The organism is Collinsella aerofaciens (assembly GCF_025289055.1).
Lineage (GTDB): Bacteria > Actinomycetota > Coriobacteriia > Coriobacteriales > Coriobacteriaceae > Collinsella.
In genome coordinates, this window is sequence record NZ_JAESIQ010000007.1 from 65,276 (window position 1) to 84,346 (window position 19,071).

General features: G+C 60.2%; 16 protein-coding genes. All 16 read right to left on the reverse strand.

The genetic code is table 11. The features are described from left to right. Positions 1-283 precede the first annotated feature (283 nt). Positions 284-1,195 carry a UDP-N-acetylmuramate dehydrogenase gene (gene murB / locus JMJ97_RS03405; protein WP_195620569.1) on the reverse strand — a complete coding sequence of 304 codons (912 nt, stop codon included), beginning with the start codon at positions 1,193-1,195 and terminating at the stop codon, positions 284-286. Positions 1,196-1,200: 5 nt separating this feature from the next. Continuing rightward, the gene (gene murC, locus JMJ97_RS03410) at positions 1,201-2,619 is read right to left on the reverse strand and encodes a UDP-N-acetylmuramate--L-alanine ligase (protein ID WP_260699166.1); all 1,419 of its coding nucleotides are present in this window, start codon (positions 2,617-2,619) and stop codon (positions 1,201-1,203) included. A gap of 97 nt (positions 2,620-2,716) precedes the next feature. Continuing rightward, a complete protein-coding gene (gene murG, locus JMJ97_RS03415) occupies positions 2,717-3,832 on the reverse strand; it encodes an undecaprenyldiphospho-muramoylpentapeptide beta-N-acetylglucosaminyltransferase (RefSeq protein ID WP_006234259.1) in 1,116 nt (371 codons plus the stop codon). Further along, positions 3,822-5,183 carry a putative lipid II flippase FtsW gene (ftsW, locus tag JMJ97_RS03420; protein ID WP_260699167.1) on the reverse strand — a complete coding sequence of 454 codons (1,362 nt, stop codon included), beginning with the start codon at positions 5,181-5,183 and terminating at the stop codon, positions 3,822-3,824. Before ftsW ends, murG begins: the two co-directional genes overlap by 11 nt. A 167-nt stretch (positions 5,184-5,350) precedes the next feature. After that, complete coding sequence (gene murD, locus JMJ97_RS03425) at positions 5,351-6,757, reverse strand: UDP-N-acetylmuramoyl-L-alanine--D-glutamate ligase (RefSeq protein WP_260699168.1); 1,407 nt, start codon at positions 6,755-6,757, stop codon at positions 5,351-5,353. 9 nt (positions 6,758-6,766) lie between these two features. Continuing rightward, entirely contained in the window at positions 6,767-7,786 is a 1,020-nt protein-coding gene (gene mraY / locus JMJ97_RS03430; RefSeq protein WP_260699169.1) for a phospho-N-acetylmuramoyl-pentapeptide-transferase, read from the reverse strand. A 3-nt stretch (positions 7,787-7,789) separates the two neighbouring features. Next, positions 7,790-9,214, reverse strand: coding sequence for a UDP-N-acetylmuramoyl-tripeptide--D-alanyl-D-alanine ligase (locus JMJ97_RS03435; protein WP_260699170.1), 1,425 nt, complete (start codon positions 9,212-9,214; stop codon positions 7,790-7,792). A gap of 126 nt (positions 9,215-9,340) precedes the next feature. After that, positions 9,341-11,041 (reverse strand): peptidoglycan D,D-transpeptidase FtsI family protein, encoded by a 1,701-nt coding sequence (locus JMJ97_RS03440; RefSeq protein ID WP_338404613.1) that lies wholly within the window; start codon positions 11,039-11,041, stop codon positions 9,341-9,343. Positions 11,042-11,223: 182 nt separating this feature from the next. Continuing rightward, complete coding sequence (locus tag JMJ97_RS03445; RefSeq protein ID WP_260699171.1) at positions 11,224-11,694, reverse strand: hypothetical protein; 471 nt, start codon at positions 11,692-11,694, stop codon at positions 11,224-11,226. Positions 11,695-11,784: 90 nt separating this feature from the next. Continuing rightward, entirely contained in the window at positions 11,785-12,750 is a 966-nt protein-coding gene (gene rsmH, locus JMJ97_RS03450; RefSeq protein ID WP_006234266.1) for a 16S rRNA (cytosine(1402)-N(4))-methyltransferase RsmH, read from the reverse strand. A gap of 20 nt (positions 12,751-12,770) precedes the next feature. Continuing rightward, the gene (locus JMJ97_RS03455; protein ID WP_006234269.1) at positions 12,771-13,205 is read right to left on the reverse strand and encodes a division/cell wall cluster transcriptional repressor MraZ; all 435 of its coding nucleotides are present in this window, start codon (positions 13,203-13,205) and stop codon (positions 12,771-12,773) included. 460 nt (positions 13,206-13,665) lie between these two features. Further along, positions 13,666-14,607, reverse strand: a complete 942-nt coding sequence (gene xerD / locus JMJ97_RS03460) for a site-specific tyrosine recombinase XerD (RefSeq protein ID WP_260699172.1) — start codon at positions 14,605-14,607, stop codon at positions 13,666-13,668. A 2-nt stretch (positions 14,608-14,609) separates the two neighbouring features. Next, the gene (locus JMJ97_RS03465) at positions 14,610-16,271 is read right to left on the reverse strand and encodes a CTP synthase (protein ID WP_055286060.1); all 1,662 of its coding nucleotides are present in this window, start codon (positions 16,269-16,271) and stop codon (positions 14,610-14,612) included. A gap of 178 nt (positions 16,272-16,449) precedes the next feature. Next, the gene (locus JMJ97_RS03470) at positions 16,450-16,788 is read right to left on the reverse strand and encodes a helix-turn-helix domain-containing protein (RefSeq protein ID WP_040358312.1); all 339 of its coding nucleotides are present in this window, start codon (positions 16,786-16,788) and stop codon (positions 16,450-16,452) included. A gap of 256 nt (positions 16,789-17,044) precedes the next feature. Next, on the reverse strand, positions 17,045-18,526 hold the full coding sequence (locus JMJ97_RS03475) for a DUF1846 domain-containing protein (protein WP_260699173.1): 1,482 nt from the start codon (positions 18,524-18,526) through the stop codon (positions 17,045-17,047). A gap of 159 nt (positions 18,527-18,685) precedes the next feature. Then, a partial coding sequence (locus JMJ97_RS03480) for a hypothetical protein (RefSeq protein WP_260699174.1) occupies positions 18,686-19,071 on the reverse strand: 386 nt, incomplete at its 5' end.

Below are 19,071 nucleotides of genomic sequence, written 5' to 3' on the forward strand. Positions count from 1 at the left end.
CGATGCGCCCAGCGTGCGACCCGGACGCGCCGCCTTAGTTCCCGTCGAGGGCTTAGGAGTTGCCATGGGACGGGCAGGTTTGGCGCCCATAACAGGCTTTGACGTCACCGAGGGACGCGAGGACTTTTTTGCGGCCGGACGATTACCGAGCTGCGAGCCGACAACCGGACGACTGGTCTGTCGAGCATGCCCGACAGACTTAGAGTGCGCGACGGTATTGCGTTGAGGTTTGGCAGGCGCGCCGGAACGCCCTCCGGCGCGGCGGAAGGTGGGTTTCGATGCTCTAGAAGCCGAGGAATTTAACTTCCGGTCTGAGCTCGATGCCATACGCCTCCCTCACCTTTCCGTGCACATGTCTGATAACCGCGGCAACGTCATCGGCCGAGGCAGTTCCGTTATTAACGATAAAATTAGCGTGAACGGGCGAAACTTCCGCGCCGCCAATCGAAAAACCCTTTAATCCACAATCCTCGATAAGCTTGCCCACGCTCGCATCGGGCGGATTGCGAAAGACCGACCCGCAGGATGCGCGACCCATGGGCTGTGTACGCTTGCGCCTCGTAAGGTACCGCTCCATGCGCTCGCGAATGTCGGCCTTGGGCGCCAGTTTAAGCTTGAGCACGCACTCGAGGATGATCTCATTGCGGGGAAGGCTACATTCGCGGTAGCCCCAAGTGATCTCGGACCCCGCATAATGCTTGATACCGGATGCCGGGTCAAACGTTACGACATCCTCAACCAGCGAGCCAATCCACTCGGTTCGTGTGCCGGCATTCATAGATATCGCACCGCCGACCGAACCAGGGATGCCAACGGCAAACTCAAGGCCCGAGAGGCTACGCGACAGGGCATCGTTGACCAAGCGCGCAAACATCACGCCCGCACCGACCGTCAGCGTACAACCGTCATCGGCAACAACCGTGCGCTGAAACTCACGTCCGAGCGAAATGACGGCACCGCGATAACCGCCATCGGCAACCAGCAGATTGGAGCCCTTGCCGATGATGACCCACGGCACCTGCTCGCGATCGAGCACCGCCACGGCACGGCGGAGGGCATGATAGCTATGGCACGTCACAAAGAGGTCGGCCTTGCCGCCGATACGATAGCTCGTATGACGCGCAAGGCGCTCGTCCTCGATCACATCCGTGTCGATCATGCCCGAGAGCGCCATGACGGCGTTAAACAGACCCATTAGACTTAAGCGTCTTTCTTGGCAGTCAGATACTCAATGAACTCGGGACCGACGGTCGTAACGTCACCAGCACCCATAGTGAGCAGCAGGTCGCCCTCGCCCACCATCTGCTCGAGCTCCTGATTAAGCTCAAGACGGCTGGAGCAGTACACGACCTCCTTGCCAGGATGCTTGGCGCGCACGGTATCGGCGAGCATCTTAGAGGTGACACCCGGAATGGGCATCTCGCCAGCCGAGAACACATCAATCAGCAGCAGTTTATCGGCATTGGCAAATGCATCGGCAAAGTCGTCGCACAGGGCCTGCAGGCGCGAATAGCGGTGCGGCTGGAACACGACGTCGACATGCTTGTAGCCCAGCGACGAAGCGGCAGCAAGCGTCGCCTTGATCTCGGTGGGGTGATGGCCGTAATCATCGACCACGGTGATGCCATCGATATCGCCCACGTGGGTAAAGCGACGGCGGACGCCCTCAAAGCTCGAGAGCGCCTTGGCGGCGGAGTCGATGTCAAGGCCCAGGACATGGGCGACGGTGAGCACCGCCGTGGCGTTGAGCATGTTGTGGCGACCGGGATTGCTCTTGATCTCCACAGCATGCTCAGTGCCGTCCTCAAAGCGAACGATAAAGTCACTCTGGATGCCCTTGACATCCGGGTGCATGCAGACGATGTCGTTGCTCTCGGCAAAGCCGTAGGAAAGCACGTGACGGCCCGTCGACTTGGCGAGCTCGACCAGATGCGGGTCCTCACCGCAGACGATGACGGTGCCGTCCTCGCCCACCAGGCTCATGAATTTGGCGAAAGTTGCCTCGATCTCCTCGATACCCGAGTAGTGATCGAGGTGGTCGGCCTCGACGTTGGTCACAATGACCACGTTGGGGTTCAGGAACAGGAAGGAGCTGTCGGACTCGTCGGCCTCGGCGACAAAGTAGTCGCCCGAGCCGTTCTTGCCGTTCGTGTCATAGCCCTCGACAATGCCGCCGATCAAGAAGCTCGGATCCAGGCCCATGCGGTCGAGCATGGTGGCGCACATCGAAGACGTGGTGGTCTTGCCATGCGTGCCGGCAACAGCGACGGTGGTGTAGCCGTGGCCCAAAGCAGAGAGCATCTTGGCACGGGGCCACACGGGAATACCAAGCTCGCGAGCGCGCACGAGTTCAGGGTTGGACTCCGGAATAGCGGTAGAGACAACAACCACGTCGGGCTTGACCTCGTCGATCGTGGCGGCCTCATGGCCCACATGCACCTTCACACCAGCGCGGGTAAGCTGGCGGATATAACGTGACGTCTTAAGGTCGGAGCCGGTAACGGCATAACCGCGCTCGTGCAGAACGAGGGCGATGCCGCTCATGCCGGCGCCGCCGATACCGATAAAGTGGGCGCTCTTAAACTCGGGCGCGGAGGTTGCAGTCTGGGAATCAGCCATGTGCTCGTGTACTCCTTGCGTAAACACTGCCTGTAACCCGTTAACTGTACCGCACCAACCGCATCAGCGCGAGGGCGACCGACGATATCCCGTCTAACTAACGCAAACCCTCTACCGCATCCGCCAGAAGAGCGGCGGCCCTATCCTGAGCCAGACCACGCGCCGCCTGACGCATGGCGTCGCGCGCCGCCGCGTCATCGACCAGGTGCAGCAGCTCATCGGCAAAGGCAGAACCGTCGATATCGGCATCGGCGCAGAGCACGCCGGCCCCGGCGTCGACCAGATAACGGGCATTGGTGGTTTGGTGATCGGCCGTGGCGTGCGGGTACGGCACGAGCACCGAAGGCACGGCGAGTGCAGCGATCTCGGCCACGCTCGATGCGCCCGAACGCGAGAGCACCAAATCGGCAGCAGCCAGCATATCGCCCATGTTGTCGATGTAAGGCTGGACGCGGTAACGCTTCGCCTCCTCGGGCGTCAGCGCCAAAGCGCGCTCGGTCTCCTCAAAGCCGTCGGCACCCGTCGAATGCAACACATAGAGGTTCTTGCGCGAAAGCAGCTCGTTTTTGAGCGAAGCCACGCGCTCGTTGAGGTGCTGGGCGCCAAGTGAACCGCCAAAGACGAGCAGCAGCGTAGCGTCCTCGGGAACGCCAAGTGCCTTGCGGCCACGAGCGCGATCGCCCTCGATTACCGAGCGACGTACGGGGTTGCCGGTCATGAGCACGTGGCCAGGGTCACCTTCGCGCTCAAAGACCGAACGCGCTGCCGGCACCGAGATGCACACGCGGGCGGCGTGGGAGTTCATCATCTTGTTGGCCAGGCCCGGAACAGAGTTCTGCTCATGCAGCAGATACGGAACGCCCGCGCCCTTACACCACCCCAGCAGCGGAACCTCGACATAGGCACCAAAACCAATGGCGGCATCGGGCTTGCCAACCTTTGAGAAATGACTGGCGAGCGCACGTTTGGCCTTGTTGACACGCCACAGCGAGGTCAGCGCCGTCCAAGGACGGGAGCGGTCGAAGCCCGTGACCGTAATGGGCACAAAATCAAACCCAGCCTCGGGGACCAGACGACCCTCGAGCTTGCGCGACTGGCCCACGAACACAACGTGGTGACCACGGTCACGCAGCTCTTCGGCCAAGGCGAGCGCGGGGTTGATGTGTCCTGCCGTGCCGCCGGCTGCAATAGCAACGGTCATTTTATCGGTCATGGTAGTCCCTTCGTACACGCGGTCCCTGGTCGTCGGTGCGCAGACGCGCCGACGGGTCCGAGTTCAAATCGATTCGATTATATCCGCCGCCCGCGTTGCGAGGGCTGGGGCGCTGCGGACGGCCTTGCGGAGCCGTTCGCGAGCGTGGACGAGCTGCCGGCTCGGATGCAGAACCATCCAGAACGGTAAAGCCGCTACGCGAAGGTCGTTCACCGCGCACATGGGCTACGCCGGCGGTGCTCTCGTCCATAACGGCAAAGCTCTCACGGCGACGGTCATACTCATCGCGGCGGGCGCTCTCGTACGAAACGCGCAGGATCAACCCGGCAAGCATAAGCGACACAATAATCGACGAACCGCCGTAGCTAATAAACGGCAACGGTTTGCCCGTCATGGGAAACACGTTGAGGATGCCCAGCGCGTTAATCAAAAACTGCACCGCGAGAATGACCGCGGAGCCAGACGCCATGAGCGCGCCCCGGCGATCGGTCGCCTGCTCGGCAATGCGAAACGCCGAGTAGATCAGCATCGCAAACACCAAGAAGAACAGCACGGTTCCGACAAAACCGACTTCCTCGCCAATGATGGCCAGGATGTAGTCGTTGTGCGCTTCGGGCAGATACGAGTACTTCATGGTTGAGTTGCCGATGCCGCGGCCGAACAGACCGCCCGAGGCAAAGGCCATGATGGCAAGCGTGGCCTGATAGCCGTCACCATACTCGTCGGCCCAAGGGTTCAAGGCAACCTGAATACGCACCATACGGTACGGCTCTGCGACAAGCGCAATCACGATCACGAGAATGCCGAAGATTAGCACGCCGATGATAAATCTGGGGTCGAGACCCGCAAACAACGCCATGCACATGAGGGTCAACAGGATGATCAGGACAGTACCGAAATCGGGCTGGATAAAGATCAGAAAGAGCGAAATGCCCAGGTAGATGCCCATCTTGCGAAGGAATTCGTTGATGTTGCCACCGGGCGAAAAGAAGCGATCAAGCATGATGGCCGAATACGCAATGGCAAATGGCTTTAAAAACTCGGAAGGCTGGAACTGAATACCGGCGATGTTGAGCCAGCGCGTGGCGCCACGGCTGCCGCTGCCCACCAAGAACACCAGAAGCAGTAGCCCTATCATGCCGATGAGGAAGATCCTGAGCACATCCTCCCCAAACCAGCTGTCCGGCAAAACGCGCACGATGGCAATCAGCGCCAGAACACCGACCACGGCAAACGCGGCCTGTCGACCCAGAAAAAACGTCGCCGAGCCATTCTCGTGCAGCGCCTCGACCGAAGACGCCGAGTACACCATCAGCAGGCCAAAGCATACCAAGGTAAACAAGCAGGCCATGAATATCAAACGGGGGCGCATGATACGGGCGGGAACGCCGGCAATATAGCGTTCGCTAAACGACTGCCCACCGCGGCTGGAACACGATGTGATGCGCCGTGAGGAAGCACGGTCCGAGTCGGGCCTCCTCATACCTTGTCGGGGGCTCTCCTCTCTCACCGCAACCCCTATTCCATTTGTGATTTCGCTGTAGCGGCAAGCTGAGCCACGTAGTCCTTAAACACGCGGCCGCGCTCCTCATAGCCCGAGAACTCATCGAACGAAGAGCAGGCAGGTGAAAGTAAGATCACGTCACCACGGCTCGAAAGCGAACGGGCAACGTCCACGGCGTCGCGTAGGTCATCCGCCTGGGCGATATCCACATCGCCATCGACATCGGCCTCGTCCATAGCGGCGGTGAAGCGCTCGCGCGCATCGCCAAAGCAGACGACCGAGCGTACGTTATCCATAACAACGCGCGCGAAGTCCGTGAGCGGCGTGCCCTTATCGTGGCCGCCGAGCAGCAAGATCACGTCGTCATCGGGAAATGCCGTCAGCGCCTTCTCGACCGCATCGGTGTTGGTCGCCTTGGAATCGTTGACGTAGCGCACGCCGTCAATCTCGCCACACGGCTCCACGCGGTGCTCGAGCGGCTGGAACGAGGCAAGACCGCGGCAGACACCATCGACATCGGCACCGACCGCCAAGGCAGCCGTGGCAGCGCACAGGGCATTGATAACATTGTGATGGCCCGAGATCTTGAGCTCGGATGTAGCGATGAGCGGGGTCTCGACGCCCTTCAGACGCACGATCATCTTGCCATCGCGCACAAAGGCGGCATCCTCGCCCTCAGGCTCGTCAAAGGCAACCTTGCAGATGCGACGACCCGGCGTGTAGATGTACTCATCGAACTCGTGAATGCCGGCGTCTTCGACGTCGACAACCACCAGATCGTCATCGGCCATATTGTCAAACAGTTTGACCTTGGCAAGCGCATAGTTTTTATGGCTCTTATGCCAGCCCAAGTGGTCGGGAGTGATGTTGAGCAGAACCGCCACGCGAGGGTGGAGCTCGGTGGTCGTAGCAATCTGATAGCTCGAGAGCTCAGCCACAAACCACTCGTTGTGGGCTCGGCCGTCAATCTCGTTGACCGGCGGCTCGCCGATGTTGCCGACAGCAACGCTGGCCTCGCCGGCAGCCTTGAGCAGATAATCAGTCAGCGACGTGGTGGTCGTCTTGCCGTTGGTGCCCGTGATGGCAATCCAGTTATCGGGCGACAGGCGATAGGCAAACTCGGGCTCACCCATAATCTGGGCGGCATGCTCGCGCCCGGCCTTAAAGAAGCCCGAGAACTCCGAGATGCCCGGGCACGTCACGCATACGTCATAGGCGCCCTCGACCTGTTCGGTCCCATAGACAAACGACACACCAGCAGCCTCGAGCGCACGCGTGGCGTCATTGGGCTCAGAGGTGCCGCCGCCATACACGGTAACGGCGCTTACGCGCTCGGGATGTGCCAGCGCCCAGCGGGCGACATCGAGACCGGATTTGCCCTGACCCAAAACGAGCAGGCTAAAGACATCAGCAAGAGGCATGAAAGACCACTATCCCAACTGGAAGAACAGGGCAAGGCCAACAGCACCAAAGGCCGCAGCGATAATCCAAAAACGGATGACGACCTTGGTCTCGGCCCAGCCCTTCTTTTCGAAATGATGATGGATGGGCGCCATAAGGAAGACGCGCTTGTGCGTAAAGTGGAAGTAGACAACCTGAATCATGACCGACAGGGTCTCAACGATAAACAGGCCGCCGATGATGAGGGAGACGACCTCAGTGTTGGTCATGATGGACGTGCAGGCAAACGCGGCGCCCAGGGCAAGCGAGCCGGTATCGCCCATAAAGATGCTCGCCGGATAGCAGTTGAACCACAGAAAGCCCAAGCAGGCACCGGCACACGCGGTGCAGAAGATGGACAGGTTCACGTCTCCGTGCAAAAACGCCATGGCAGCCATGGCGAGCATGGCAATCATGGAGGTGCCGCCAGCAAGACCGTCAAGGCCATCGGTCAGGTTCACGGCATTAGAAAGACCGGCGATCATCAGCCAGCAAAAGACAATGTAGAGCCACGGGAACGAAAGGCCGCAGATGGTGGTCGAAAGCACGCCAAGGTCAATCGTCAGGCCGCCGGGAAAACGAATCTCGGGGGCGACGCCGCACCAGTTAACGGCAAGTACCGTAAAGGTGACACAGATAATGGTTAGGCCGATCATCTTGGCATGAGGCGTCAGACCGAGCGAGCGCCCATGCGTAACGGAGGTCAGGTCGTCGATCAGGCCCAGCACGCCGGTCGCCAGCGTGGCGAGCAGCACGGGCACGAGCTCGGTGGTGAGCTTGCCCATCAGCAGGCAGGTCAGCGAAATCGCGACGAGAATGACAACGCCACCCATGGTGGGCGTTCCCTGCTTAACCAAATGACGCTTGGGGCCGTCGGCACGAACCTGCTGGCCGATACCCTCGACCTTGAGCAGCTTGATCCACCACGGCATGAGCAGCAGCGCAATGGCAGCGGCGATGCCAAGCCCCAAAAAAGCCTGATACGTTGGATACGAGGGATTGCCGAACATGGGCTAGCACACACCTTCCACAAAGCGGTCGAGCTCAACAAAGCGGGAACCCTTGACCAGTACAACATCATGTTTTTCAAGCGCGCCGCCCATGCGGTCGAGCACCTGCTGATAATCGGAGAACACCTGGATGCGGTCCTCGTCCATACCCATCATGCGCGCGGCATCGGCCATAAGCTGGGCCAGCTCACCACCCACGCACGCCAGCATGTCGAGCTTCTTGGCGGCGGCATAGGCGCCCACGAGCTCATGCATGCGAGGAGCCTCATCGCCCATCTCGCCCATCTCGCCCAGGATCGCCATGCGAGACCCCGTGCACGAAAGCGAGCACAGTAGATCGAGACCAGCAGCCATGGATTCGGCGCTGGCGTTATAGGAATCGTCAATGACGCGGGCACCGCTCTTGGCGCGCTTGATCTCCTGGCGGTGACCGGTGATCGTGAGGCCTCTAAAGGCAGCATCGACCTGCTCGGGCGTCACGCCCAGGCGATAGGCAACCGCGGCGGCCTTAACGGCATTTGGAACGGACTGCACGCCGGGGATGGCAAGCATGGTATCGATCGTCTCACCCTGGCCAAAATCGAGCGTAAAGACCGGACAGCCCTCGTCATCAACACGAATGTCGCGGGCACGGACCTCATCGTCGTCCGAGACGCCGGCCAGCATCACGTCGATACCAGCAGGCTGGGCGAACGTATCGCGAATGAACGGCGTAAAGTCGTCCTCGCCGCCCAAAACCAGCAGCGGCAAGAAGTCGCCGGCGGCGCACATGCCCTGGACAATCTCGGCCTTAGCGCGGGCGATGTTCTCGCGGCTGCCCAAAATGCCGATGTGAGAGGTACCAATCTTGCTCACGATGGCAAGGTTGGGATTGGCGGACTGGGACAGGCGCTCAATCTCGTGGAAATGGTTCATGCCCATCTCGAGCACCAGGACCTCGGTATCGGCCGGAGCGGAAAGCACCGTGAGCGGCATGCCGATCAGGTTATTGAAATTGCCCTTGGTGGCCCAGACACGATAGCGCTTGGCGAGCACAGCGGCGAGCACGTCCTTGGTCGTCGTCTTGCCGATGGAACCGGTAATGCCAACGACCAGGCAGCCAAGCTCCAGGCGATACGTGTGCGCCAAACGCAGCAGAAACTCCTCGGGATCATCGGTCAGCAGGATGGCGCACCCCTTGTCCTGCGCCAGCGAGACCAGCTCGGCCTCGGGCTCACGCGTCATCACGACGGCGCCGGCACCCGACTGGACGGCACGGGAAGCAAAATCATTGCCGTCGACGTTTTCACCGGGAAAGGCGACGAAAATCGTCCCTTCCTCGACCTGGCGCGAGTCGATAACGCACCCGCGGCATACCCGATCGGCTTCTCCCGTCACGGTTCGGGCCCCTGTTGCGGCCGCGAGGTTGTTGACGGCGATCTCTATCATTGCAGCTCCCCTGTAAACCTAATAATGCTATCGGCGTATTGTATCCCAGCGCCGCACATGCGTGGTGCAGGGCATGTGAACACCCTCATATGGGACAACAAACCACGCCCCAAAGATTGTAACCCCCTACTTCGTGTGCGGGATACCCAGCACGTCGAGCGCGTTGGCCATAATGGACTGGAACGGCACCGCAGCGGCATCTGAGCCGCTCGGCGTTCCGTCGAGCGTGATATAGCACAGCACCTTGGGCGATTGTGCCGGTGCAAAGCCCATAAAGGACGACATGTAGTTCTCCTTGAGGTAGCCGCCGTTCTCGTCGGCACGTTCGGCCGTACCGGTCTTACCCGCCACGTCATAGCCGTCAACCGCGCCGCCAACGCCCGTTCCCTCGGACACGACCGTCTGCATGCACGATGTCACCTGGGATGCGGCGTCCTCCGAAATCGCGCGCTCGCCTTCGCCCCAGTCCTTCTCGTCGCCTTTGCTGGACTTATAGAAGTGCGGTGTCATCATCACGCCGCCGTTGGCGATGCCGCCCACGGCACGTGCGATCTCAATCGGCGAGACGGACAGTGCCTGTCCAAAGCTCATCGAGCCCAGCGTGGCGCCGTCATACTGGTCACGCTCCTTGACGATACCCAGGCTCTCTCCCGGAAAATCGACACCCGAGCTGTGACCGATGCCCCACTTGTCCACATAGGCGGCAAAGTCGTCGGCACCGATCTTGCGCCCCACTAGGACAAAGCCCACGTTGGACGAACGGCGCATCATCTCGCGCACATCCATGGTCATGGCATAGTCGCGCTTGTCGGCATCGGTGACGGTATCGTCGCCCACCTTGATGCTCGCCGGCACCTCAAACGACGTACTCGATCGCACGACGCCCAAGTCGAAGCCGGCGCCCGCCACGAGCGTCTTAAAGACCGAGCCGGGCTCGTAGGCGTCGGTGATCAGGCGCAGATTCATATCCTCGGTCTTGGCATTCTCCAGATCGGTCTGGTCGTAGGTCGGGTACGAGCAGGCTGCCAAAATCTCGCCTGTCGTAGGATCGGTGACCAGCGCCGAGCCGTTCTTGGCCTTAGTCTTCTCAACTGCCTCTGCCAGGGCATCCTCGGCCGCACGCTGGATATTGACGTCGAGCGTCGTCACGATATCAACGCCGTCGACCGCAGCCACCTTTTTATAGGCACCGCCCGCGATATAGCTGCCGTCCCTCGCGCGCTCGCGTACGAGAGAACCGTTCGTGCCGGTCAGAAGCTTGTTGTATTGCTTTTCGAGACCCGTCAAGCCGTCGTTGTCTACATTCACTACACCCAGCACCTGCGATGCCAGATTGCCGTATGGATATACGCGCTTCATGGCCTGCTCAAAAAGCACGCCGGGCAGGTTCTTCTTCTCCAGCGCCGCAACATCGTCTTCGTCCACCTGGCGCTTGATATACACCCAGGTTCCATCGGACTCAACGAGCTTGCGGCAGGTCTTTTTATCGATTCCAGTTGCCTTGACCAGCGCCGACACTGTCTTGTCAACATCCTCGACAAGCTGCGGGTTCACGGCGATGTTGCGACATTCGACCGACGACGCCAACACGTTGCCGTTGCGGTCGTAGATGGTGCCGCGTTTGGCATAGAGGGTCTGCGCAAGCAGGCGGCGCGCATCGGCACGCTCGCGCAGTTTATCGGCTTCGACAATTTGATAGTCGGCAAGGCGAAAGACGCCCAAGCCCAAGCCAAGCCCGATGAAGCCCATGACGGCTTTGCGGCGAGGCAGAGGTGCGCCTGTGAGCCATTCGGTCGACGAACTCTTGCGCGACCTGGTGTTATGCACTTGAGGGCCGCCCGAGCCGCGAAGTCGCGACGCCGGGTCGTTGCCACGGGACTGTCCGGCGTTGTAAGATTGCCGACCCGTTCCTTGATAACCAGAACGTCCCCGCGATGAGGGACGTCCAGAACCGCGGCCCCCATCGGAACCGCGGCGATAGTCATTTGTCATACTCAGCTACCGTCTTGCTACTGAGCGGTCGCGGTCGCGTAGGCGCCCGCGGCTGCATCCTGCGAAAAGTCAAGTGTAACGCTCTCGCTGGGCTCCACCATGCCATAAGCGCCCGCAAGGTCGCGAATGCGCGTGTCGGCGCCATAGACCGAATGCATGACCTCCAGGTCGGAGCTCTCGTCGGTCGCCTTTTCGAGCGTGCTGGTAAGCTCGGCGTTGCTGTTGAGCACCTGGGCCGTAACGCCGGCGAGCGCCACGCGGGCGACGCCGATCGTCATGAAGATAGCCGCAATGATGCAAAACGTTTTAAGAACGCTCATGAAAACCGGGCTTACCGCCTGGTTTGCCTGACGGCCCGCGCCCGTGTAGACATCAAAACGCGGCGCGCGCTGCTCACGGGGAGCAACGGGGGCCTGCGGCGTCTCACGATAGGCGGGCATGGCGTTCATATCATAGGCGAGTGCTGCGCTTGAAGTGTTGTAGCCCATGATATGCCGCCTCCCATCCCGAGTACGTTGGTAGTGTGTTTAAGCTTCGTTTATGGTGCGAGCGGGAGGTCCAATATCGCGCGGTCGCGCCTACAGACGCTGCGCCACGCGGATTTTGGCTGATCTCGCCCGAGGGTTGCGCTCAACCTCATCAGGCTGGGCAACCAAGGGTTTGCGGGTGATGACCTTGAGTATCGGCACGTTGCCGCACACGCACACCGGAATCTCCGGCGGACACGTGCACCCCTGGCTCATCTCCTTAAAGTGGTTCTTTACGATACGGTCCTCGAGCGAGTGATACGAGATGACGCAGATACGTCCGCCCGGGTTGAGCCACCTGGTGGCGGCATCAAGCCCTCGTTCGAGCACATCGAGCTCGTGATTGACCTCGATGCGAATGGCCTGGAAACTTTTCTTGGCCGGGTGTCCGCCATGCCGACGAGCGGCAGCCGGGATACCCGCCTTGATGATCTCGACAAATTGGCCGGTGGTTTCGATCGGTTCTTGCTCGCGGCGGCGCACGATCTCGCGCGCGATCTGCGAGGCGAACTTCTCTTCGCCGTAGACGCGTAGAATCCGGGCGAGGTCGTGTTCGTTATAGGTGTTGATGACCTCAGCTGCGTTTAAGGTGTTATTACCCGGATCCATCCGCATGTCCAATGGGGCGTCCTCGTTATACGAAAAGCCCCTGCCAGGGATATCGAGTTGCGGTGACGAAACGCCCAAATCGAACAGGAAGCCATCGACCCCGGGCACCTCGGCCGAGCAAAGCAGCTCGTCCAAGTCGCCGAAGTTGCCCTTCAGCAGCTGGTGCGGAACGCCGGGAACCTCGCGGTCCAGACGGGCGCCAGCGGCCTCGAGGGCCATGTCGTCCTGATCGACGCCGAGCAAAAGGCCCGTCTCCCCCACCTGCGCGGCCATCTTTACCGAATGGCCGGCACCGCCAAGGGTGCAATCGCAGACAACGGAGCCGCTCTTTAGCCGCAGCGACTCAAGCACTTCGCCGAGCATGACAGGTTCATGCCGATATTCTTGTGTCAAGATCCCACGCTCCATCCGTTACCCGTGCCTTGCCCTTACGAGAAGAAGAGGTCCAGCAGGGCCTCATCGTCATCGTCCTCATCGGCCGCGGCGCGATCCCAAACCTCAAGGTGGTCGTAGTTGCCCACAACCGTGACCTCGCGGTCGAGGTTCGCCTGCTTGCGGAGAGACTCGGAAAGACCGATACGACCGGCGCTGTCCACGTCCATCGACGTAGTGCGCTTGTTGATCGCCCTCATGAGCTTCTGGTCGTTAATGTCACGCGGGTTAAAACCCTCGTGGCCCTCACGACCCGCGAAGAGTCCTTCGACCCACTTATCGAAGGCCTCGGCAGAGAACACGTACAGAGCATCGACATCCAGGGCTTTGAACACGCGAACATGCTCTCCAAGCTCCTCACGAAGGGGTGCAGGCAGGGACAGACGACCTTTTGCATCGAGATTGCGCTCGTATGCACCAGTCATTCCCATGTGCGCCCTCCCCTCGGTTACTCAGATGGCACGTACGCGGGGAACCACCCCGCCTGTCGACGTGATTAATAATATGGGGAACCGCCCCATTTTTCAACACCTTTCCCCACCCCTTCCCCCACCCCGCCCCACCACTCCACCCCCAATATGCTGTAAAACACCCCCGAGCATATGTTCGAAAACACAATATGTTGTGTTTGCAGCAACGGCGGGATGCCACCTGTGGCACCCCGCCGTTCAACCTCAACCTTCAAGTTGACCTTGAGGCGATTTTTGCGTCCCTTTACATGCCGTTCACATCGCCCCCAAACTCCCCCACCCAAGGCACGTGCGGCCCACCACCGCGATGCCAAGTGGCGAAAAATGGGACGGGCCCCAGATTGCCCATGCGCGCAAAAGTGCGTCTCGGCAATCTGGGGCCCGTCCCCAAATACCTATAAATATGCAGGTCAGCGATGTGTTAACGATGTGCCAGCGGGTGCGCCGCCAAATAGACCTCGGTCAGTTGCGTACGATCGACATGCGTGTAGACCTGCGTGGTCGATATATCGGCATGTCCCAAGATCTCCTGTAGCACACGGAGGTCTGCGCCGCCCGCAAGCATATGGGTGGCAAAGGAGTGACGCAGCGTATGGGGATGGAGCCCCACCAGTCCCACCTGGCGCCCGTAGCGCTCACAGATGGCATGGATGCCCTGGCGCGACAGACGGCGGCCGTTCTTATTTAAAAAGACCGCCGAGGTCTCGGTTCCGCGGGCATGGGCCGCCAAGCGAGAACGCCCCTCAGTTACATAAAGCGCCAGAGCTCGCGCCGCGCTTCCCACCAGCGGGGACAGGCGTTCCTTCGAGCCCTTACCGCGAACGAGCACAAAGCCATCGTCGATATGGATATCGCCCACATCGAGTCCCACCAACTCGCTCACACGCAAACCGCATCCATAGAGCACTTCCAAGATGGCATGGTCACGCAAGCCCATCTCGCCCTCGGGGAAATCTTGATCGAGCAGCGCCGAGACATCCTCCACCGATAGATACTCCGGCAAACGCTCAGCCTTTTTAGGCAGGCGCAACGCCGCCGTTGGATTTTGGGCCACAGCCCCATCGCGCACCAAAAAGGCATGCAGGCCCTTCACGGCCGCAAGCGCACGCTCCACCGAGGCATCCGAATAGCCCCCATCGCGACGGTCGGCGACAAAGCCCTCCACGACCTGACGGGTCACCTCTTCAAAAGACACAATACCCGCCCGCTCCAGATAGGCGCAGTACGTCGTCAGGTCACGACGATAGGCCGCAATCGTGTTGCGCGCCAAACCCCGCTCGACCGCGAGGTAATCGAGATACTCCCCCGCCGCCACGGCGAGCGACGAGGGAGTAGCTTCGGCATGTTCCTTATTCGCCGGCACCCTTAGTCCGTAGCGAGGTTCATGGGCGTCACCTGCAGACGGTCGACACCCTCGTGCTGGCCGATCGAAGCGCGCACGAACTCGCGGAACAGCGGCTGCGGGTTGGTCGGGCGGCTCTTGAACTCGGGATGAGCCTGGGTTGCCACATACCACGGATGCACGTCGCGCGGCAGCTCGACCATCTCGACCAGGCGCTCGTCGGGCGACAGACCCGAGATAACCAAGCCAGCGTCCTCGAGCTGGTCACGGAAGGCGTTGTTGAACTCAAAGCGATGACGGTGACGCTCGTAGACGAGCTCCTCGCCATATGCCTCGCGAGCAAGGGTATCGGCGGCGAGCTTGCACGGATAGGCGCCCAGGCGCATGGTGCCGCCCTTCTCGGTCACGTCCTCCTGCGAGCTCATCAGATCGATGACGCTAAACGGGCCGTCCGGATCGAACTCGGAGGAGCTGGCGCCGGCAAGGCCGACGACGTTGCGGGCGAACTCGCACACGGCCACCTGCATACCCAGGCAAATGCCCAGATACGGAATCTTGTGCTCACGGGCAAACTCGGCCGCGAGGATCTTGCCCTCCAGGGCGCGCTTGCCAAAGCCGCCGGGGACCAGGATGCCCGAGGCGTCGCCCAGAACCTCGGAGACATTCTGCTCGTCGAGGCTCTCGCCGTCGACCAGCTGGACGTCCACATGGCGATCGTAGAAGACGCCCGCATGGTGCAGGGCCTCGATAACCGACAGGTACGCATCGGGCAGCTGCGTGTACTTGCCCACGACGGCGATCTTCACCTTGTCGGCGTGATGGTTGGCGTGATTCTGTTTGCGCAGGAACTCATTCCACTCGCTCATGTCGCGCTCACGCGGGTCCAGACCCAGGCGCTCGCAAATGCGCAGGTCAAAGTCCTGCTCGGCAAGCAGCTGCGGAACATCGTAAATGCTCGCGCAGTCCTCGTTGGTAAAGACACAATCGGTGTCGACGTCGCAGAAGCTTGCGATCTTTCCGCGGATAGCGTCATCGATATGGTGGTCGGAGCGCAGCACGATGATATCGGGCTGGATGCCAAAGCTGCGGAGCTCCTTGACGGAATGCTGCGTGGGCTTGGTCTTGACCTCGTGGGCGGCGGCGATATAGGGAACGAGCGACACGTGGATGTAGCAGACGTTCTCGGGGCCGGCCTCCTTGCGGTACTGACGGATGGCCTCGACAAACGGTTGGGACTCGATGTCGCCGATCGTGCCGCCCAGCTCGGTGATGACTACATCGGAGCCGGTCTGCTCCTCGATGCGGCGGAACTTGTCCTTAATGGCATTGGTGACGTGAGGAATCACCTGCACGGTACCGCCCAAAAAGTCGCCGCGACGCTCGCGGGCGATCAAGCTCTTATAGATGGCGCCGGTCGTAAAGTTGGAATCGCGGGTCAGGTTCTCATCAATAAAGCGCTCGTAATGACCCAGGTCCAAGTCGGACTCGTAACCATCCTCGGTAACGAAGACCTCACCATGCTGGAAGGGGCTCATGGTACCGGGGTCGACGTTCAGATACGGATCGGCCTTCTGCATCGTTACTTTGTAGCCACGCGACTTGAGCAGACGGCCCAGCGAGGCCGCGGTGATACCCTTGCCCAGGGACGAAACCACGCCACCGGTTACGAACACATGCTTGGTCATATTGAGTTACCTGCGCTTCCCGTAGAAGTTGTTTATCCACATCTTACGGGTCTTCATTGTAATACTCGCGCCGCGGACCGTTCGCAATTTTTCTCGCGTGCGATTGCATTTCTCAATCTTGAAACAAAACGCCGCCCGGTTTCCCAGGCGGCGTCGCTATGGCAAGGGTTACATGCTGCTATCGATCAGCAACCTCGTCCTCAAGCATTTCTTGAACGAGCATGCCGGTACGGACGCCCTCAAGATACCACTCGCCACGTTCGGTGAGGCAAATGCCATTTGCAAGCTGACCGCCGTCGTCGCTATAACGCGAGACGACATCAATCATGCCTTCGGAATCCAAGCGATCGATTGCGGCGCGGGCACGATACGGCGAAACCCCCACGCGCTCGGCAAGCGTTTTGCGCGAGAAACCATACGGCCCGCCATTGTCTTCGGTTTGCTGGTCGATCTCCATCAACACCAGCACCTCGACACGCTTCATATCGTTGACACTCGCACGACCCTTGCCCGCCATAGCAGCCTCCTCAAACCGAGCACGAGCATCTAACGCGCCGTGCGCGACCGACACACCTCACGATGGCAGGTAATATCCATCATGCGGCATCCCGCTAAGGATGAAACAGTTACGGTTATTGTATACCGCTCAAATTGTTTCTAGGCAGGTAAACAGCTATTTTTCGCCGAAATAGGCGCTTTATTGATCAAAAAGCCGTACCGGGCGCTAACCCGATACGGCCAAAATGCAATGCAATTACCGCGGTGCTTCAAACTTAGCGATGGAAGAAACCGCGGCGCTCAAACTTGGGCTCGCAGCACACGTTGATACCCAGTTTGCGCAGTACCGTCTCGTCCGTCGGCGAGATAATCACGCTAAAGAAGGCATCGCAACCGCGCAGCTGCTCCAGGCCCGAAAGGACGCGAGCGGCCGTCTCACTCGTGGCCGAGGTGATCGACAGCGCCATAAGCGTCTCGTCGGTGTGGAGGCGCGGGTTTTTGCTGCCCAGGAAATGCGTCTTGAGCTTGCTGATGGGCTCGATCGCTTCATCGCTAATGACCTCGAGCTCAAGGTCGACGCCCGAGACATGCTTAAGTGCATTCATGATGAGCGAGCTCGCGGCGCCCAGGCGCGTGGAAGTCTTGCCGGTCACCACGGAGCCATCGGGCATGACCATGGCACCCACGGGACCACCCGTCAGCTGCTCCCTGGTGAGGGCCGCCGAGCGCGCCGGTGAGTAGTTCTTATCGATGCCGGCTTTCTTCATAATGATCTTGAGACGGTCGACTTGCTCATCGCCCACGCCGGTACGGCGCACATTTTCGACCGCGGTAAAGTAGCGGCGGACGATCTCCATCTTGGAAGCGTCGCGGCAGGCATCGTCATCGGTGATGGCAAAGCCGACCATATTGACGCCCATGTCCGTAGGACTCTGGTAGGGGCTCTTGCCCAGGATCTTTTCCATCAGAGCACGGACCACCGGGAAGGCCTCGACGTCGCGGTTGTAGTTGACCGTGGTCTTGTTATAGGCCTCAAGGTGGAAGGAGTCGATGATATTGGCATCGTCGAGGTCCGCCGTGGCCGCCTCGTAGGCGATGTTGACCGGATGCGTGAGGGGAAGGTTCCAGACCGGGAAGGTCTCGAACTTGGCATAGCCGGCGGCCGTGCCATGCTTGTGCTCGTGATAGAGCTGAGACAGGCAGGTGGCAAGCTTGCCCGAGCCAGGACCGGGGGCAGTGACCACGACGAGCGGTCGGGTGGTCTCGACAAACTCATTCTTGCCGTAGCCATCGTCGGACACGATCAGATCGACATCGTGCGGATACCCCTCGATGGGATAGTGCAGCTTGGTGGGAATACCGAGCGCGTTCAGGCGGTTGCGGAACACATCGGCAGCAGGCTGGCCGGCGTACTGGGTGATGACCACAGCCGCGACAGCAAAGCCGTTGCCGCGGAACAGGTCAACCAGGCGCAGCACATCCTCGTCATAGGTAATGCCGAGGTCACCACGAGCCTTGTTTTTCTCGATGTGGTTCGCGTTGATCGCGATGATAACCTCGACATCGTCGGCGATGCTCTTGAGCATGCGGAACTTGCTGTCCGGTTCAAAACCCGGCAGCACGCGGCTCGCATGATAGTCATCGAACAGCTTACCGCCAAACTCCAAATAGAGCTTGCCACCAAACTGCGAGATGCGCTCCTTAATGTGAGCAGCCTGCAGCTCGATATACTTCGCGTTGTCGAAACCCTGGCGCATATATGGCTCCCGTCCCGTTTCCATTTAATGTTCTAGGCGATTATAACGGAGCAGACCCTCCCCAACGCCCAAGCAATCAACTGGCACCAACCAAACACGCCATCGATAAGTTGCGGTGAAATAGTTCCCGTTTAACCCCTCAAGACGGCCAAACAGGAACTATTCCACCGCAACTTCCCCTTTTGGCGCAAAGTAATCTGACCCCTTTGCACCAACAGCAGAAACGTTGCGGGCAGAGAACGGACAGCGAACAGGCACCAGAGCGAGCAAGCTGTCCCCCTGCAGCAACAATGGCAGCGCCGCAGGTGGGGCAAAAGTCAGCGAAAGCCCGCCAGAGCGAGCAAGGTGACGTGAAAGAGGAGGGCATAGGCCTTTTGGCCATGCCCGACGATTGAACGTCAGATTGCCGCTCTGGCGGGCTTGCAGCGTCGAGTGGTTCCGGCGTTTGGTAAAACGCCGGAACACAAGAGCGCCCCCTCCCGCGCACGGATGAACTGCCTCCCATTTCTTGGACATGAGAAATGGGAGGCTTTTTATGCGTGTCG

Bases quoted from the DNA above. Each gene is read 5' to 3' on its own strand.
- murB (WP_195620569.1), bottom strand. From the start codon at position 1,195: ATGGGTCTGTTTAACGCCGTCATGGCGCTCTCGGGCATGATCGACACG.
- murC (WP_260699166.1), bottom strand. From the start codon at position 2,619: ATGGCTGATTCCCAGACTGCAACCTCCGCGCCCGAGTTTAAGAGCGCC.
- murG (WP_006234259.1), bottom strand. From the start codon at position 3,832: ATGACCGATAAAATGACCGTTGCTATTGCAGCCGGCGGCACGGCAGGA.
- ftsW (WP_260699167.1), bottom strand. From the start codon at position 5,183: ATGGCCTGCTTGTTTACCTTGGTATGCTTTGGCCTGCTGATGGTGTAC.
- murD (WP_260699168.1), bottom strand. From the start codon at position 6,757: ATGCCTCTTGCTGATGTCTTTAGCCTGCTCGTTTTGGGTCAGGGCAAA.
- mraY (WP_260699169.1), bottom strand. From the start codon at position 7,786: ATGTTCGGCAATCCCTCGTATCCAACGTATCAGGCTTTTTTGGGGCTT.
- JMJ97_RS03435 (WP_260699170.1), bottom strand. From the start codon at position 9,214: ATGATAGAGATCGCCGTCAACAACCTCGCGGCCGCAACAGGGGCCCGA.
- JMJ97_RS03445 (WP_260699171.1), bottom strand. From the start codon at position 11,694: ATGGGCTACAACACTTCAAGCGCAGCACTCGCCTATGATATGAACGCC.
- rsmH (WP_006234266.1), bottom strand. From the start codon at position 12,750: ATGGAGCGTGGGATCTTGACACAAGAATATCGGCATGAACCTGTCATG.
- JMJ97_RS03455 (WP_006234269.1), bottom strand. From the start codon at position 13,205: ATGGGAATGACTGGTGCATACGAGCGCAATCTCGATGCAAAAGGTCGT.
- JMJ97_RS03465 (WP_055286060.1), bottom strand. From the start codon at position 16,271: ATGACCAAGCATGTGTTCGTAACCGGTGGCGTGGTTTCGTCCCTGGGC.
- JMJ97_RS03470 (WP_040358312.1), bottom strand. From the start codon at position 16,788: ATGGCGGGCAAGGGTCGTGCGAGTGTCAACGATATGAAGCGTGTCGAG.
- JMJ97_RS03475 (WP_260699173.1), bottom strand. From the start codon at position 18,526: ATGCGCCAGGGTTTCGACAACGCGAAGTATATCGAGCTGCAGGCTGCT.